Genomic DNA, 15,840 nt, shown 5'->3' on the forward strand with positions numbered 1-15,840 from the left:
GGTGGGCTGCTCGCGGCCCGGGCCGGTTGCTGGCCGGATCCGGTCAGACCTGTTGTGACCTGGGTCACGCGGACTTACGTTGCGTTTGCAACGTTTCAATGCCGAGCGGGAAGAGGCCGCGATGTCCACCCAACGAAGCCGAGCACGACGCCTGCTGATCCCCGGGCTGGTGCTGGCCGCCGGTCTCTCCCTGAGCGTCGTCCCGGCCGTCACCCCCGGCGCGGCGGCGCTCGCCCCCGACGGCACGGTCCGGGTCGAGGGCCTCCAGGCCAACGGCCGCACCGATCCGCTCGGCATCCCCGGCGCCGCGCCCCAGCTCAGCTGGCGGGCGGTCTCGGCGGCCCGCGGCGTGGTGCAGACGGCGTACGAGATCCGGGTGGCGAGCAGCGAGGACGCGCTCGACTCCGCGGACGTGTGGAGCTCGGGCAAGGTGGCCTCCCCCCGCCAGGTCGACGTGGAGTACGGCGGTCCGGCGCTGGCCGCCGGGACCCGCTACGCGTGGCAGGTCCGCACCTGGGACGGTGCCGACCAGGCCACCGCGTGGAGCGAGCCGGCGACCTTCGAGACCGGCCTCCTCGACGCCGACGACTGGGGCGACGCGGAGTGGATCGGCGCCCCGGCCGGCACCGAGGTGGACCGCTGGACCGACTACACCGCCGACATCGACTTCACCATCGACAACCTGGTCCTCGCAGCCTTCGTCCGCACCGCGAACCTCGACAACGGCTACCTGTGGCAGCTGAGCCTGGCCGACGGGACCCCGCGGTTCCGCCCGCACGTCAAGGTCGGCGGCAGCTACCGGCTGCTGGACAACAAGGACATCTCCGCCTCGATCACCGCCGAGGAGCTGCGCACCGGGCAGCACACGATGAGCGTGGCCTTCGACGGCCAGACGATCACGACCCGGCTCGACGGCGAGGTCATCGACACCCGAACCGACGCGACGTTCGCCAAGGGGTTCGTGGGCTTCCGGGCCTCCCAGGCGACCGAGGGCACGGAGGCGGCCACGGTGCACGATGTCCGGGTGACGGCCGAGAACGGCGACGTCCTCCTCGACACCGACTTCGCGGCCCAGGGCAACCCGTTCTCGGCCGGCACGCTCGTCGAGCGCGGCCTCGAGATCAAGGGCAACGTCGAGGCGCTGTGGCGCTCGCCGGACGACAACCTGCCGCTGCTGCGTACCGACTTCGAGACCGCCGCCGACAAGACCGTGACCCAGGCGCGGGTCTACGCGACCGCCCGGGGCATCTACGAGCTGAACCTCAACGGCGAGAAGGTGGGCGACCAGTTCCTGGCGCCGGGCTGGACCGACTACGAGGACCGCATCCAGCACCAGACCTACGACGTCACCGAGCTCGTCACGAGCGGCGCGAACTCCTTCGGCGCCGAGCTCGCCGACGGCTGGTGGGGCGGCAAGGTCGGCATGTGGGGCCCCGGGGTCTACGGCAACGACCTCTCGCTGGTCGCCCGGCTGCGGCTGGACTACTCCGACGGCACCAGCGAGTGGGTGGACACCGACGCGGAGTCCTGGTCCAGCCACACCGGGCCGTACACGTTCACCGACAACATCGACGGCGAGTCCTACGACGCCCGCCAGGAGCAGCCGGGCTGGGACGAGGCCGGCTTCGACGACGCCGGCTGGGCCGCGGCCGTGGCCCGCCCCTCGGCCACCGAGCTGGTCGTGCCGCAGCCCGACGAGCCGGTCCGGGCGACCCAGGAGCTCGCGACAGTCGAGCGCACCGAGCCGGCCCCCGGCGCCTTCGTCTACGACCTCGGCCAGAACATGGTCGGCGTGGCCCGGATGCGCCTGCAGGGGAGGGCCGGCACCACGGTCACCATCCGCTACGGCGAGATGCTCAACCCCGACGGCACCCTCTACACCGCGAACCTGCGGGCCGCGAAGGTCACCGACCGCTACACCTTCGCCGAGGACGGCACAGTCACCTACGAGCCGAAGTTCACCCAGCACGGCTTCCGGTACGTCGAGATCGTCGGCGCCTCCACGCCCCCGGCCGCCGCCGACGTCACCGGCGTCGTGTGGGAGTCCGATCTCGCCGACACCGGCGAGCTCGAGACGTCCGACCCGATGCTCAACCAGCTGGCCAGCAACATCTCCTGGGGCCAGCGCGGCAACTTCCTCTCGATCCCGACCGACACCCCCGCCCGCGACGAGCGGCTCGGCTGGACCGGCGACATCAACGTCTTCGCCCCCACGGCGAGCTACCTCAAGGACACCCGGGCGTTCCTGCGCAAGTGGATGACCGACCTGCGCGACTCGGCGTACCCGAACGGCAACATCCCGGGCGTCGCCCCGCAGCCCAAGGGCATCGACCTCGGCAGCGGCCTGGGCTGGTCCGACGCGGTGATCACGGTCCCGTACGCGGTGTGGCACAGCCAGGGCGACACCGCGATCGTGCGGGAGAACTATGCAGCGATGACCGCCTACCTGGACTTCGTGCGGGCCGGGGCCGGTCCGGACCTCGTCGACACCGCGCGCGGCAACTGGGACGACTGGCTCAACCTGGACGACCCGACGCCGACCGGCGTCCTGGGCACGGCGTACCTCGCCGAGGACGCCCGGATGCTCGCGGAGATGGCGACCGCGATCGGGGAGGACGAGGACGCAGCCGAGCTCACCGAGCTCTCGGCCCGGGTCCGCGAGGTGTTCGCCGCCGAGCTGGTGGCGGCCGACGGCACCGTCAACGGCAACAGCCAGACCGGCTACGCGCTGGCCCTCGGGATGGACCTGGTGCCTGACGAGGAGCTGCGCGCGAGGGTGGCCGCCCGGTTCGTGGCGAAGCTCGCCTCCAAGAACAACCACCTCTCGACCGGCTTCCTCGGCACGCCGTGGCTGCTGCCGGCGCTGAGCAGCATCGGCCGCGACGACCTGGCGTACACGCTGCTGACCCACAAGGACTTCCCGTCCTGGGGCTACGAGGTCGAGAACGGCGCCACCACCATGTGGGAGCGCTGGGACTCGATCAAGCCGGACGGCTCCTTCGGGGACGTGGGCATGAACTCGTTCAACCACTACGCCTACGGCGCGGTCGGCGACTGGATGTACCAGAACATCGGCGGCATCAGCGCGCTCGAGGCCGGCTACCGCAGGATCCGGGTGGCGCCGGTCGTCGGCGGGGGTCTGACCCGCGGCGGCGGCGACTACGACTCGGTCTACGGCCGGATCAGCACCGACTGGACAGTCGAGGGCGAGGACCTGCACCTGCGGGTCGACGTCCCGGCCAACACCACGGCCGAGGTCGTGCTGCCCGCCCCCAACGTCTTCTCGGCCACCGAGAGCGGCACGCTGCTGCGCGACGCCGACGGCGTGACCGGCGCGGTCGACGACGGGGACACCGTCACGGTGTCGGTCGGCTCGGGCAGCTACGACTTCCAGGTCGTCTCGGCGAACGCGCTGCTCGGCTCGATCCTCGAGGACCTCGACACCACCCAGGCCCACGTCGGTGACCTGGCCCAGGGCGGAGTGCTCGACGGCGCGGACCGCACCTCGATCGACACCGCGCTGGACGGGATCCGCGAGGACGTGACCGCCGCGCTCCTCGCCGGGCTCGAGGGCGACGACGCCGCGGTCACCGCGTCCCTGGAGGCCGCGCTCGGCGGGACCCGGGAGCTGCGGGCCTGGCTGGCCGCCGCCGACCTGGACGCCGCCGTCCGGACCGACCTGGACGCCCGAGCGGGGAGGATCGAGGCCAAGCTGGTCCGGGCCCTGACCTCGTCGATGGGGGTCACGGTGGCGCTGCCGCCGGTCGCCGGCGAGGCGCTGCCGGGCAGCACGGTGAGCGGCACGATCGAGGTGACCAACGACGGGCCCACCCCGCTGACCGGGCTCTCGGGCTCGGTCGTCGTGGCCGGGCTGGGGGAGGCCTCGGTGGAGCTGGCCGAGGTGCCGGCCGGCGCCTCGGCGCAGCTGCCGGTCGCGATCGCGGTCCCGCGCCAGCAGGACCCGGGCCGCTACGACGCGGAGCTGTCGCTGACCTACACGGCCGGGGGGCAGACCTTCACGCTCACCGACACCACCCCCGACTGGGTCACCGTGACCTCCGGGCTGGACGTCGGCGCGCTGACGACGGCGCTGGACGGGAGCGACCCCAGCGAGCACGCCACGGTGACGGTCCCGCTGAGCAACACCGGAGGCGCGGACGTCCGCGCCTCGGTGGCGCTGACCGTCCCGGCCGGGTGGGGCACGGTGCCCTCCGCCGACGTCCTCGTCCCGGCCGGCGGCACCGCCGCCGTCGAGGTGCCGGTGGTGCTTCCGCTGGACCGGGTCGGCGGCGCAGTGCCGGTCACCGTGGCGGTACGCCGCGCCGGGGTGCTCCTGGCCTCGGCGGAGACGACGGCGACGTTCGACCTGCCGACCCCGCCGGCCGCCGCCGTGCTCGACCACGTCGACTTCGGCAACGCGGCCTCGGAGAACGCCCACGGGATCCAGGCGTCCGCGAGCAGCGGCACCAACGCCGAGGCCGGGCTGACCCGCCGCTACGCGCACTCCGGCTATCCGGGGTCGTGGTACTCGGTGACGCTGGACGTGCCGGCCGGTGAGCCGTTCATCCTGCGCAACATCGAGACCTACGACGGGCCGCGGACGAAGAAGTACCACGTCTACGTCGACGACGTGCTGGTCAAGACCCAGCTGGTCCCGCGCAGCGAGCCCGGGGCCGGGACCAAGGTCTACGACGCCCTGATCGCCGGCCCCGCGGTGACCGGCAACGACGGCAACGTGCGGGTGCGGTTCGAGTTCCCCACCGACGCGGCCGGGTTCTACGACCCGTCCATCGCCGACCTGTGGGTGCTCGCCGTCCCGGAGGACACCCAGGCGCCGGACGTGTCGGCGGCGGTCGCCGCAGGCACGGCGGGCGACGCCGGCTGGTACCGCTCGGACGTCAGCGTGGCCGTCAGTGCCGCGGACAACCGCGACCCCGCGCCCGTGGTCGAGACCGGCGACGGGAGCACCTGGCAGGAGTACGTCGGTCCGGTGCCGGTGAGCGGCGACGGCACCCACACCGTGGGGTTCCGCGCCCGCGACGCCGCCGGCAACTCCTCGGGTGACCGGTCGGTCACGGTCGGGATCGACACGACGGCGCCGGCCACCTCGCTCGCGGCGACCCGCGGGCCGGGCGTGGAGGGGCTGGACTCGGCCACGCTGCGGTTCGAGGCGACCGACGCCACCAGCGGGGTGGCCGCGACGCTCTACCGCGTCGACGGCGGCCCGTGGCGGACCGTGGGCCAGGAGCGGATCACGGTCACCGGGTTCGGTGAGCACGCGGTGGAGTTCGCCTCCACCGACGTCGCCGGGAACCCCGAGACGCTGCGCCGCGAGACCGTCACCCTGGCCGACGTGGACCGGGTCGCGGCCCTGGTCGCGCCGCAGGTGACCGGCACCGCGCGGCTCGGCTCGACGCTGCGGGCCACGGCCGGCTCCTGGAACACCAAGGGCCTCGCGTTCGGCTACCAGTGGCTGCGCAACGGCTCGGCCATCCGGGGCGCGACCGGGTCGGCGTACCGGCTGGGGGCGGCGGACGTGGGTCGCCGGATCTCGGTGCGGGTGACCGCGACGAAGCCCGGCAAGGCGCCCGGGACCTCGGTCTCGCGGGCCACCGCGCCGGTGGGCAAGGCGACCTCGCGCACCACGGTGCGGCCGAACCGCACCCGGGTCCAGCCCGGCCGGCCGGTCACGGTGGCCGTCCGCGTCGTCGCGAGCGGGGTCAAGGCCACCGGCCGGGCGAAGGTCCGGGTCGACGGCAGGGTCGTGCGCACGGTCGTCGTGCGCAACGGCCGGGCCAGCGTCACGGTCCGGATCGCTCGCCGCGGCAGCCACCGGGTCACTGCCCGGTACGCCGGCTCGGCCACCGTGGCGGCCTCGGTCGCCGCGGCCCGGACCATCAGGGTCGGCTGACCGGGGGCGATTTCCAGGCCGGCCCCGGGCTCCGGTACATTCCACCGCGGTGGCGTGTCCGAGCGGCCGAAGGTGCATCACTCGAAATGATGTGTGGGGTTAAACCCACCGTGGGTTCAAATCCCACCGCCACCGCCAGTGGGTCCGGCCGGACCCGGCAGCGATCGAAGATCCCGCCCAGGGTGACCTGGGCGGGATCTTCGTTTCCCGGGCGTGTGGGAGGGTGTGCCCGTGATCTCTCGATACCGCCCGGCGCCGGCCCGTTCCCTCCTCCGATCGGCACTCCGACCGGCGCTGGTGGGCTCGGCCCTGACGTCCCTGCTGGCCGCTGGAATGGTCGCCGCCCCGTCCGCCGAGGCCGCGTGGACGACCGGCGTCGCCAACGACGGCGGCAAGGTCCGGGTCTGCAAGGTCCCGCTGGGCGGGGGCGACCTGAAGGTCAAGGTCCGCCTGGACAACCGGCGGGCCAAGCACGGCCACGTCGGCTACGTCTACCGGCTGCGCGGCGGCAAGTGGACCGACGCCAGGGTCCGCGCCGGGGGCGGCGAGTGGTCCGGCACGAAGTCGCTGCGGGTGAACCGTGGCGACGCCGTGGGAGCCGGCATCGACGAGATCGACGGCCCGGGCCTGGGCGGGACGATGGCGAAGTCGAGCATTCCCCGCTGCTGAGGGCTCGGCGGCGCGTCCCCGGCACCGGTCCGGCAGGATGTCGTCATGCCCGATGCACAGTGGTTCAGCTCACCTTCGGACGCCCAGGCGCGACTGGCGGCCGCCGGCTACCTCGCCGACGAGGCGACCGGCACGACGGCGTACCTCGCCGGGGCGCTGGAGAAGCCGCTGCTGGTGGAGGGCCCGGCCGGCGTCGGCAAGACCGAGCTGGCCAAGGCGGTGTCCCGGGCGACGGGGGCCGAGCTGGTGCGGCTGCAGTGCTACGAGGGGCTCGACGAGGCCCGGGCGCTGTATGAGTGGAACTACAAGAAGCAGCTGCTGCGGATCCAGGCCAGCCAGGGCCAGGAGTCGTGGGACGAGACCCACGACGACATCTTCACCGACGAGTTCCTGCTGACTCGGCCGCTGCTGACCGCGATCCGGCGCGCGGAGCCGACGGTGCTGCTGGTCGACGAGGTCGACAAGACCGACGTCGAGGTCGAGGGGCTGCTGCTGGAGGTGCTCTCGGACTTCCAGGTCACGATCCCCGAGCTGGGGACGCTCAGCGCCGTACGCCGCCCGTTCGTGGTGCTCACCTCCAACGCCAGCCGGGAGCTGTCCGAGGCGGTCAAGCGGCGCTGCCTGTTCCTGCACCTGGACTATCCGGACGCGGCCCGCGAGGCGGAGATCGTCGCCTCCCAGGTGCCGGACCTGGAGCAGCGGGTGGCCGAGCAGCTGGTCGCGACCGTGGCCCGGCTGCGCGAGCTGGAGCTGAAGAAGGCGCCCTCGATCGCGGAGTCGGTCGACTGGGCGCGCACGCTGGTGGCGCTGGAGATCCGGGAGCTGGACGAGAAGGCGATCGGCGACACCCTGGGCGTGGTGCTCAAGCACGCCTCCGACCAGGACCGGGCCGTCCGCGAGCTGCGGCTGCGGTGACCCGGGGGTGATGCGCTGATGACCGGGGGCCTGCTCGAGCGACATCTCGCGTTCCTCGAGGCGCTGCGCGGGGCCGGCCTGCCGGTCTCGCTGGTGGAGGACCTGGACGCCGTCGCGGCGCTCGGTGCGCTGCCGTGGGACGACCGGGAGGTGGTCCGGGCGGCGTACGCCGCGACGCTGGTGAAGCGGCAGGCGCAGCGGACCACCTTCGACACGCTCTTCGACCTGTACTTCCCCCGGCTGGTGGGGGACGGGGTCGCGGGTGCCGAGGCCGGGCCGGACGCCGACGGGTCGGCGGACGGGGACGGCGGGGATGGCGGGGATGCGGAGCCGCCGCCCCTGCGCGACGGCGCCGTGGCGCTGCGCGACCTGCGGGACCGGCTGGTCGACGCGCTGGCGGCCGACGACCCCGCGACGCTGGGCCCGCTGGCGGTGGAGACCGTGAGCCGCTTCGGGTCGATGCCCGGGCGCGGCCCCGGCCTGTCCAGCTGGTCGGCGTACTCCGCGCTGCGGCGGGTGGCCCCCGCGGAGCTGACCCGGCGGATCGTGGCCGCCCTGCTCACCGAGGGCAGCGGCGAGGCGGAGGCGCGGCGCGCCGCCGCTCGCAGCGTGGGCGCCTTCACCGCGCTGGTCGAGGACGACGCGCGCCGCCGGATCGCCGAGGAGAAAGGGCCCGACCACGTCGCGCGCACAGCGGTCCGGCCCAGCATCGAGCGGATCGACTTCACCGCCGCCCGGCGCGCCGACGTCGAGGAGATGCGGCGCCAGATCTATCCGTTGGCCCGGCGGCTCGCGACCCGGCTCACCCGCGAGCAGCACGCGCGCCGCCGGGGGCCGGTGGACTTCCGGCGTACGGTCCGCGCGTCGGTCTCCACCGGCGGCGTGCCGCTGACCACCCACCACCGGCCGAAGCGGCCGCACCGCACCGACCTGGTCGTGCTGTGCGACGTCAGCGGGTCGGTGGCGAACTTCGCGCAGTTCACGCTGCTCCTGGTCCTCGCGCTGCGCGAGCAGTTCCAGAACCTGCGGGCGTTCACGTTCGTCGACCAGGTCCACGAGGTGACCGGGCACCTGCGCCCGGGGGCGGACCTCGGCGACGTGATGGCCGAGCTCGCTGCCAGCGCCGAGCACGCGGCGCGGTGGGGCCGGACCAGCTACGGGCGGGCGTTCACGACGTTCACCGAGCAGTACGGCGGCGTGCTCGGGCCGCGGTCCTCGCTGCTGATCCTGGGCGACGCCCGCTCCAACTACAGCGACCCCGGCCTGGAGGCGCTGCGGGAGATGGCCGGCGCGGCCCGGCACGCCTGGTGGCTCAACCCCGAGCACCGCCGGCACTGGCAGACCGGGGACTCCCTGGCCGGCGTGTACGGCGAGGTGGTGCCGATGGTGGAGTGCCGCAACCTGACCCAGCTCGGCGAGTTCGTGCACGATCTGGTCTGATGCTGGTCTGAGCGGGTACCGCTCGGCGGCCGCGGTCAGGGCGCCAGGAAGCCCTGCTCGCGCAGCCGGTCCAGGACCGCCCGCAGCTCGGGGTGGTCGGCGGCGTCCGCGGCCCGTCCGCCCGCGACGTACCGCTCGTCGCCGGGCTCCGGCTCGGGGCCGGACCCGTCGTCGCCGCTGTCGAAGAGCACCGTGAGGCGGTTGGGGGCGTTGGCGTTGAGCAGCGAGCCCAGCAGCACCACCGGGTCGCCGCGGTCCTCCAGGGCGAGCACGTGGGTGCCGTCGGGGACCTGCGCCGCCTGCGCGGCGGGGGCGCCGGCGGTCACCACCTGGTCGACGGTGAACGCGGGCCCGGGGGCGGCGGCGATCTCGGCGGCGCTCACGCCGCCCTGCCCGGAGCCGACGAGCAGCAGCCGGGGGTCGGGGTCGTCGCCGAGCGCCGCGGCCAGCGCGCGCAGCACCTGGGCGGTGTAGGTGGTGGGGTCGCCTCCGACGAGCCGCAGCCGCCGCCCGGTGCCCTCCGGCCCGGGCAGGTAGGCGATGTAGCGGCTCTCGGTCACCCGCTGCACAGCGACCGCGCGCCGGGTGGCGGCCAGGGCGGTCAGCAGCCCGCCGAGCCCCCGGGGGGCGCTGTCGACGGTCGCCGGGTCGTCCTCGGAGTGGACGACGTCCTCGACCAGCCCGCCGGCGATGTCGCGCAGCGCCGGGCCGAACCCGGTCGCGAAGGAGTCGGCCCCGAGCGCCCGCATGCCGCCGCGGGCGGCGAGCGGCGCGGTGTCGGAGGCCAGCGCCCCCACGGTGAGCAGCGCGCGCAGCTGGAGGCCGTCGAGCAGCCCGCCGCCGCCGCTGACGTGCTCGAGCAGCTCGCGGTTGCTGAGCGCGAGCTCGTCGAGGTACGCCGCGACGTCCTCGCGGTCGTCGGGGTCGATCTCGATCAGCCCGGCGGACACGACGGTCCCGCCCAGGGCGACCTCGGGCGCGAGGTAGCCGATCGCCCGGCCGGCGATCGACCCGAGGGTGTCGTAGGCGATCTGCTGCAGCTCGTCGATCCAGCGGTAGGTCTGCACGGTCGCGCGGACGACGAGCGCGTCGGCGTCCAGCTCGGCGGACCGGCCGAGCAGGCCGTGGCGTCCGGTGGCGCCGCGGAGGTCCTCCTCGACCTGCTGCCAGGTGCGCGGGGACAGCTCGGCGGACTCCGCGACCTCGGGGTCGGCGAGAATCTCCTCCCCGAGGGTCGCGCGGCGGCGCAGCTCGCCCCCGGCGGAGTCGAAGAGCGCCGCCAGCCGGGTCATCTGCTCGTAGCGGTCGGTCAGGTCGGCGACCTGGTCCGCCGTCGGTTCGGCGGCGGGGCGCGGGTCGGTCAGGTCGGTCACGACGTCCCCTCGTCCGGCTCGGCCGGGAGGCCGAGCACCTCGGCCAGGATCGGCGCCAGCTCCGCGGCGAGCTCGGCGGGCGTGACCCGGCGTACCTGCACCCGGTGGTCGCGATCCTCCTGCTCGTGCCGGGGACGCAGGGCGTGCCAGCCGTCGGCCAGCAGCACCCAGGACACGACGCCGACGGTGGTGGTCTCGCTGCCGGAGACGTCGGCGACCAGGGCGCGCAGCCGGCCGCGCGCCTCCGCGGTCAGCCCGCGCAGCACGTCGCCGGCGGCCGCCTCGCTCAGCGGCGCGCCCTCGGCGTCGGTGACCGGCTCGCCGTGCCGCTGCACCAGGACCGGGACCAGGTCGGCCCGGCCGGAGCGGACCGCCTCGCCGGCGGCGTCGGCGAGCTCGAAGGGGAGATCGACGGCCGCCGGGACCGTCGAGGGCCGCACCGGCAGGTCCTCGGGGAGCACCGCCGCGCGGGCCAGCTCGCCGGGCCACTGCGCCAGCGGGAACCAGGCCAGCTCGAAGACGATGCCGTCCGCCGTCGCCAGGGTCGCGACCGCGCTCCCGGCCTGGCGGTGCCAGGCGCGGGCGTGGAACCCGCCGGCGGCGACGTCGAGGTCGAGGGCGACCTCGGGGCTCGCGAGCAGGCCGACCGCGCCGAGCAGGCCGGCGTCGACGCGGCCGTCCTCGGTGAGCAGGCCGCGGCGCCCCAGCGAGGTCTCCGGGTCGCGCAGGGAGTCCAGGACCGCTGTGTAGGCGGAGTCCTCGACCGAGCCGGGGCTGGCGCCGAGCCGCCCCGCGAGCGCGGACTCGGCGGGCGCGTCCGCGATCGTGAACGGCAGCGGCGCGTCGCCGGCCGCGGCGGCGACGAACCGGAGCTCGGGCAGGGTCAGCGCGAGCCGCCGCGGCAGGGCCGCGAGCAGCAGGGACTCGGCGGGCGCCGGGGCGCGCAGGTCGATGACTGTCATCGGGCGCTCATCCCCGGCACCGACACGCCGAGCCAGTCGCGGTGGCCCGGGGGCGGGGGGTCGAGGTCGAGCAGCGCCCGGTCGGCCGCGGCCAGCTCCAGGCGTACGCCGGAGCCCGCGTCGTCGTCCGGGACCGTCTCCAGGCGGGCAGCCCGGGTGCGGGCCTCGGCGACCAGGTCGCGGGTGCGGCGCTCCACGGCGGCGATGGACTCCTTGATCCGGTCCACCTCGTGCAGGTGCCGCTCGAGGGAGTCGGCCGCGGCGTCGTGGCGGGAGGCGACCCGGCGCAGGTGGGCGGCTCGGTCGCGGATCCGCTCGCGCAGCGCGGCGGCCGCGCGGCCGCTCCAGCCGACTGCGTCGGTCTGCGCGACCAGCTGGTCGGCGAGCATCCGCACGTCGGTGCCCTGCTCGCGCAGGGCGCGCACGCGTCGACGCATCGCGTCGGTCTCGCCGTACATCGAGCTCCCTCCGGTGCCGTCGGCTCGGCCTGTGCCGAGCACCTTCCCGGCCGTGCTGCTCCGAAACTAGCGGGGTCGCGCGGCCCCCGCGAGGACCGGGTCCGGGGCGCGCCTCACACGACGCCCGCCAGCCGGGTCAGCGCCTCCTCGATCTCGGCGCGCTGGCCGGCGAAGCTGAACCGGACGAAGCGGTGCCCGTCGACGGTGTCGAAGTCGATGCCCGGGGCGATCGCCACGCCGATCCGGGTCAGCAGGTCGTGGGTCCAGACCATCGTGTCGTCGGTCAGGTGCCCGACGTCGGCGTACGCGTAGAAGGCGCCGTCGGCCGGCGCCAGCCGGGTGATGCCGAGGTCGGCGAGGCCGTCGAGGAGGACCCGGCGGTTCTCGGCGTACCGGTGCACGTGGCCGTCGAGCTCGGCGTAGGTCGCGTCGTCGAAGGCGGCGATGCAGGCCCGCTGCGCGAGCACCGGCGGGCAGATCGTGAAGTTGCCGGTCAGCACGTCCACGGCGCGGCGCAGCCGCTGGGGGACCAGCATCCAGCCGATCCGCCAGCCGGTCATCGAGAAGTACTTGCTGAAGCTGGAGAAGACCACCGCCTCGCGGCTGGTCTCCCACGCAGAGCGGGCCATGGGCGCGCCGCCGTCGAGCGCGGCGTACTCGATGCCGTGGTAGATCTCATCGGAGATCAGCTGGATGCCGTGCTCCTCGCAGTACGCCGCGAGCGCGGCGAGCTCGGCGGGCAGCAGCATGGTGCCGGTCGGGTTGGCGGGGCTCGCGACGACCAGGCCCCGGATGTCCGGGCCGAGGGCGGCGACCTGCTCCACGGTCGGCTGGAAGCGGGTCTCGGGACCGGTGGGGATCTCCACCACCTCGCAGCCCAGCGCGCTGAGCACGTTGCGGTAGCAGGGGTAGCCCGGCCGGGCCATCGCGACCTTGTCGCCGGCCTCGAAGGCGGCGAGGAACGCCAGCAGGAAGCCGCCGCTGGAGCCGGTGGTCACCACGACGTCCTGGGGCCCGACGTCGATGCCGTGCGCGCGGCGGTGGTGTCCGGCGATCGCCTCGCGCAGCTCCAGGATGCCGGCCGCCGGTGTGTAGCCGAGCGGGTCGCCGGACTGGAGCAGCCGGACCGCCTCGTCGCTGACCCGCCGCGGCGCACCCGAGCTGGGCTGGCCGGCCAGCAGGTTGACCATGTCGCCGTGGGTGCGCTGCCTGGCCGCCGAGGCGGCCAGCAGGTCCATCACGTGGAACGGCGGCACGTTGGCCCGGTGGGCCACGGTCAGGCGGTCGGCGGTCACGGGGGAACTCTAGGGCGGGGTGGGCTGGGGGCCGGGGATCCCCGGCCCCCAGCCCCCGCACGCGACCCGGGCGAGACGCCGCCTGCCGGTAGACTGCGGGGGCCGCCCACGCCGACCTCCCGAGGTGAGATGACGTTCGACGCCCACCAGCTGGACGTGTTCCTGCTCGTCGGGTCGGCCGTCACGCTGCTGGCAGTCCTCGCGGTCCGGGCGTCGAGCCGCGCGGGGCTGCCCAGCCTGCTGATCTACCTGTTGATGGGCGTGCTCCTCGGCGAGGCCGGGCTCGGGATCCCATTCGAGGACGCCGAGCTGGCGCACGCGCTCGGGTTCGGTGCCCTGGTCGTGATCCTGGCCGAGGGTGGTCTGACCACCAACTGGCGCGAGATCAGGCCGACCATGCGGCTGAGCCTCGCCCTCGCCACCGTCGGCGTCAGCATCTCGGTGGGCATCGTCGCGGTCGCGTCACACTACCTGCTGGGGCTGTCGTGGCAGGTCTCGATCCTCCTCGGTGCCGTCACCTCGGCGACCGACGCCGCCGCCGTGTTCTCGGTGCTGCGCGCGGTGCCGCTGCCCCGGCGCCTCACCGGCGCGCTCGAGGCGGAGTCGGGGCTGAACGACGCCCCGGTGGTCGTCCTGGTCGTCCTGGTCTCCTCCGGCGCGGCCGTCGAGGACGGCCCGCTGGCGATGCTGGGGCTGATCGCCTTCGAGCTCGTCGTCGGCGTCGCGATCGGCCTGGCCGTGGGGTTCGGCGGCGCCTGGGTGATGCGCCGCGCCGCCCTGCCCGCCACCGGCCTCTACCCGATCGCGGTGCTGTGCCTCACCGTCCTCGCGTACGGCGCCGGCGCCGGCCTGCACGCGTCGGGGTTCGCCGCCGTGTACGTCGCGGCGCTGGTCCTCGGCAACTCCGAGCTGCCGCACCGCGGCGCCACCCGGTCGTTCTCCGAGGGGATCGCCTGGATCGCCCAGATCGGGCTGTTCGTGATGCTGGGCCTGCTGCTCAGCCCGTCGCGGATCACCTGGGAGGTCGTCGGGCTGGCGTTCGCCGCCGGGCTGATCCTGACAGTCGTGGCCCGGCCGATCTCGGTGCTGGTCTGCTCCCTGGTGCAGCCGATGCCCCCGCGCGAGCTGGCCTTCCTCTCCTGGGCCGGGCTGCGTGGTGCGGTCCCGATCGTCTTCACCACGATCCCGCTGGCCGACGGCATCGCCGGAGGCGAGCGGCTCTTCGACGTGGTCTTCGTGATGGTGGTCATCTACACGCTGCTCACCGGCCCGACGCTGCCACTGGTCGCCCGCTGGCTGGGCGTCGCGCAGCGCGCGGAGCCGCGCGAGCTGGAGCTCGAGGCCGCGCCGCTGGAGCGGATCGCGGCCGACCTGCTCCAGATCACGATCAGCCCGGCCTCCCGGATGCACGGGGTCGAGGTCGGGGAGCTGCGGCTGCCGCCGGGGGCCTCGGTCTCGATCGTCATCCGCGACGGGGAGACGCTGGTGCCGGAGCGGCGTACGGTGCTGCGCCGCGGCGACGCGCTGCTGGTGGTGACCCCGCGCAAGCAGCGCGAGCTCACCGAGGCGCGGCTGCGCGAGGTGAGCCTGCGCGGCCGGCTGGCGCACTGGCTCTCCGACGAGCGCTGACGAGCCCCGACGAGCGCTGGCGAGCCCTGGCGAGCCCTGGCGAGCCCTGAGGGACCTCAGCCCTCGGGCGGGCTGCAGATCGTGGTGTCCTCCTCGACCCGGACCGCCTTGCGGCCCTCGGCCAGGTCGCGGAACCGGTCACCCACGACCACGACCACCCCCGGTGCGGTGGTGGGGGTGTCGACGACCTTGGTGCCCCGGCCGAGCCGGGAGCGGACCAGCTGGACCGACGGGTCGTCGGGGTTCGGGGCCCAGATCTGGGCCTTGGCGACCCGGGTGCTCGACGGGGCGTTGCCGCTGCTGCCCGCGACGTACCCGTCGTCCTCGAACAGCTGCATGGTCCGCCCGGCCAGCCCCTCGCGGCTGCTGGCGTTCAGGACACTGACCACGACCTGACCCGGCCGCACCGTGCTGCCCTTCTCGACCTCGGTCGGGACGCACTTCTCGGTGGGGGCGGTGCTGGTGGGCAGCGGCGCCGTCACCGCCGTCCAGCCCCACAGGAGCGCGGCGAGCAGCAGCAGGACCAGCACGAGCACGGTGAGCGCCGACCGGGCGCCGGCGGACAGGCTCACGCGGGCACCGTGTGGACTCGGGCGTGCAGGACGTTGCGCTGCTGCAGTGCGGCGCGCAGCGCTCGGTGCAGGCCGTCCTCGAGGTAGTACTCGCCCCGCCACTCCACGACGTGGGCGAACAGGTCGCCGAAGAACGTGGAGTCGTCGTCGAGCAGCGCGGCCAGCTGCAGGGTGTCCTTGGTGGTCACCAGCTGGTCGAGCCGGACCTGTCGCGGGGGTACGGCGGCCCAGGCGCGCGAGGACAGTCCGTGGTCGGGGTAGGGCCGACCGTCCCCCACGCGCTTGAAGATCACGCTGTGACTATAACGAGGGCGGTACGCCGGGCGGGCGGGCGTTCTTGACAGTGCTGCCCGCCCGCCCGCCCCGCGGTCGGCTCAGGCGGTCCAGCGCAGCGAGTCGGCCACGAAGTCCGCGAGCGCGTGCACCCCGTGCAGGTCACGACGCTCCTCCATCAGCCGGCTCAGGGCCTGGGAGTGCCGGCTGCGCAGCTCCTCGGCCCGCCGGGCGAGGGCCCGCTCCTGCTGGAGGCCGATCTCGGCCTCCAGGTCGGTCCTGGTCCCGGTGCCGGTCCCGGTGCTGATCTCGGTGCCGATCTGGGTGGGTGCCTGTGCCATGC

The 15,840-nt window shown here is 74.6% G+C and carries 12 protein-coding genes and 1 tRNA gene; 6 read left to right on the top strand and 7 right to left on the bottom strand.

What is annotated here, in order from left to right; all coding sequences use genetic code 11:
* Positions 1–121: 121 nt before the first annotated feature.
* The 5 genes from EBO35_RS00880 to EBO35_RS00900 all read left to right on the top strand — a co-directional run bounded on the left by EBO35_RS00880 (position 122) and on the right by EBO35_RS00900 (position 8,935).
* Complete coding sequence (locus tag EBO35_RS00880; RefSeq protein ID WP_122816055.1) at positions 122–5,911, top strand: family 78 glycoside hydrolase catalytic domain; 5,790 nt, start codon at positions 122–124, stop codon at positions 5,909–5,911.
* A 48-nt stretch (positions 5,912–5,959) separates the two neighbouring features.
* Positions 5,960–6,049, top strand: a tRNA-Ser gene (locus EBO35_RS00885).
* Between the two features lie 159 nt (positions 6,050–6,208).
* Positions 6,209–6,580 carry a hypothetical protein gene (locus EBO35_RS00890; RefSeq protein WP_122816056.1) on the top strand — a complete coding sequence of 124 codons (372 nt, stop codon included), beginning with the start codon at positions 6,209–6,211 and terminating at the stop codon, positions 6,578–6,580.
* A 45-nt stretch (positions 6,581–6,625) separates the two neighbouring features.
* Entirely contained in the window at positions 6,626–7,495 is an 870-nt protein-coding gene (locus EBO35_RS00895; protein WP_122816057.1) for an AAA family ATPase, read from the top strand.
* Between the two features lie 18 nt (positions 7,496–7,513).
* Positions 7,514–8,935, top strand: a complete 1,422-nt coding sequence (locus tag EBO35_RS00900; protein WP_122816058.1) for a VWA domain-containing protein — start codon at positions 7,514–7,516, stop codon at positions 8,933–8,935.
* Between the two features lie 35 nt (positions 8,936–8,970).
* Here EBO35_RS00900 and EBO35_RS00905 read toward each other — a convergent pair whose 3' ends face one another.
* The 4 genes from EBO35_RS00905 to EBO35_RS00920 all read right to left on the bottom strand — a co-directional run bounded on the left by EBO35_RS00905 (position 8,971) and on the right by EBO35_RS00920 (position 13,023).
* Positions 8,971–10,308, bottom strand: a complete 1,338-nt coding sequence (locus EBO35_RS00905) for a hypothetical protein (protein WP_122816059.1) — start codon at positions 10,306–10,308, stop codon at positions 8,971–8,973.
* Entirely contained in the window at positions 10,305–11,270 is a 966-nt protein-coding gene (locus tag EBO35_RS00910; RefSeq protein ID WP_122816060.1) for a hypothetical protein, read from the bottom strand. Before EBO35_RS00910 ends, EBO35_RS00905 begins: the two co-directional genes overlap by 4 nt.
* Positions 11,267–11,728, bottom strand: coding sequence for a hypothetical protein (locus EBO35_RS00915; RefSeq protein ID WP_122816061.1), 462 nt, complete (start codon positions 11,726–11,728; stop codon positions 11,267–11,269). The genes EBO35_RS00910 and EBO35_RS00915 overlap by 4 nt, the downstream gene beginning before the upstream one ends.
* Before the next feature lie 113 nt (positions 11,729–11,841).
* Complete coding sequence (locus EBO35_RS00920) at positions 11,842–13,023, bottom strand: pyridoxal phosphate-dependent aminotransferase (protein WP_241153798.1); 1,182 nt, start codon at positions 13,021–13,023, stop codon at positions 11,842–11,844.
* 129 nt (positions 13,024–13,152) lie between these two features.
* Between EBO35_RS00920 and EBO35_RS00925 the strand changes: the two genes are divergently transcribed.
* A complete protein-coding gene (locus EBO35_RS00925) occupies positions 13,153–14,652 on the top strand; it encodes a potassium/proton antiporter (protein WP_122816062.1) in 1,500 nt (499 codons plus the stop codon).
* Between the two features lie 56 nt (positions 14,653–14,708).
* Here the strand turns inward: EBO35_RS00925 and EBO35_RS00930 are convergent, their stop codons facing one another.
* The 3 genes from EBO35_RS00930 to EBO35_RS00940 all read right to left on the bottom strand — a co-directional run bounded on the left by EBO35_RS00930 (position 14,709) and on the right by EBO35_RS00940 (position 15,838).
* The gene (locus EBO35_RS00930; protein WP_164477743.1) at positions 14,709–15,224 is read right to left on the bottom strand and encodes a LytR C-terminal domain-containing protein; all 516 of its coding nucleotides are present in this window, start codon (positions 15,222–15,224) and stop codon (positions 14,709–14,711) included.
* Positions 15,221–15,517 (bottom strand): type II toxin-antitoxin system VapB family antitoxin, encoded by a 297-nt coding sequence (locus tag EBO35_RS00935; protein WP_122816064.1) that lies wholly within the window; start codon positions 15,515–15,517, stop codon positions 15,221–15,223. Before EBO35_RS00935 ends, EBO35_RS00930 begins: the two co-directional genes overlap by 4 nt.
* Before the next feature lie 81 nt (positions 15,518–15,598).
* Positions 15,599–15,838, bottom strand: coding sequence for a hypothetical protein (locus EBO35_RS00940; RefSeq protein ID WP_122816065.1), 240 nt, complete (start codon positions 15,836–15,838; stop codon positions 15,599–15,601).
* Positions 15,839–15,840 lie beyond the last annotated feature (2 nt).

Source organism: Nocardioides pantholopis (assembly GCF_003710085.1).
GTDB lineage: Bacteria > Actinomycetota > Actinomycetes > Propionibacteriales > Nocardioidaceae > Nocardioides > Nocardioides pantholopis.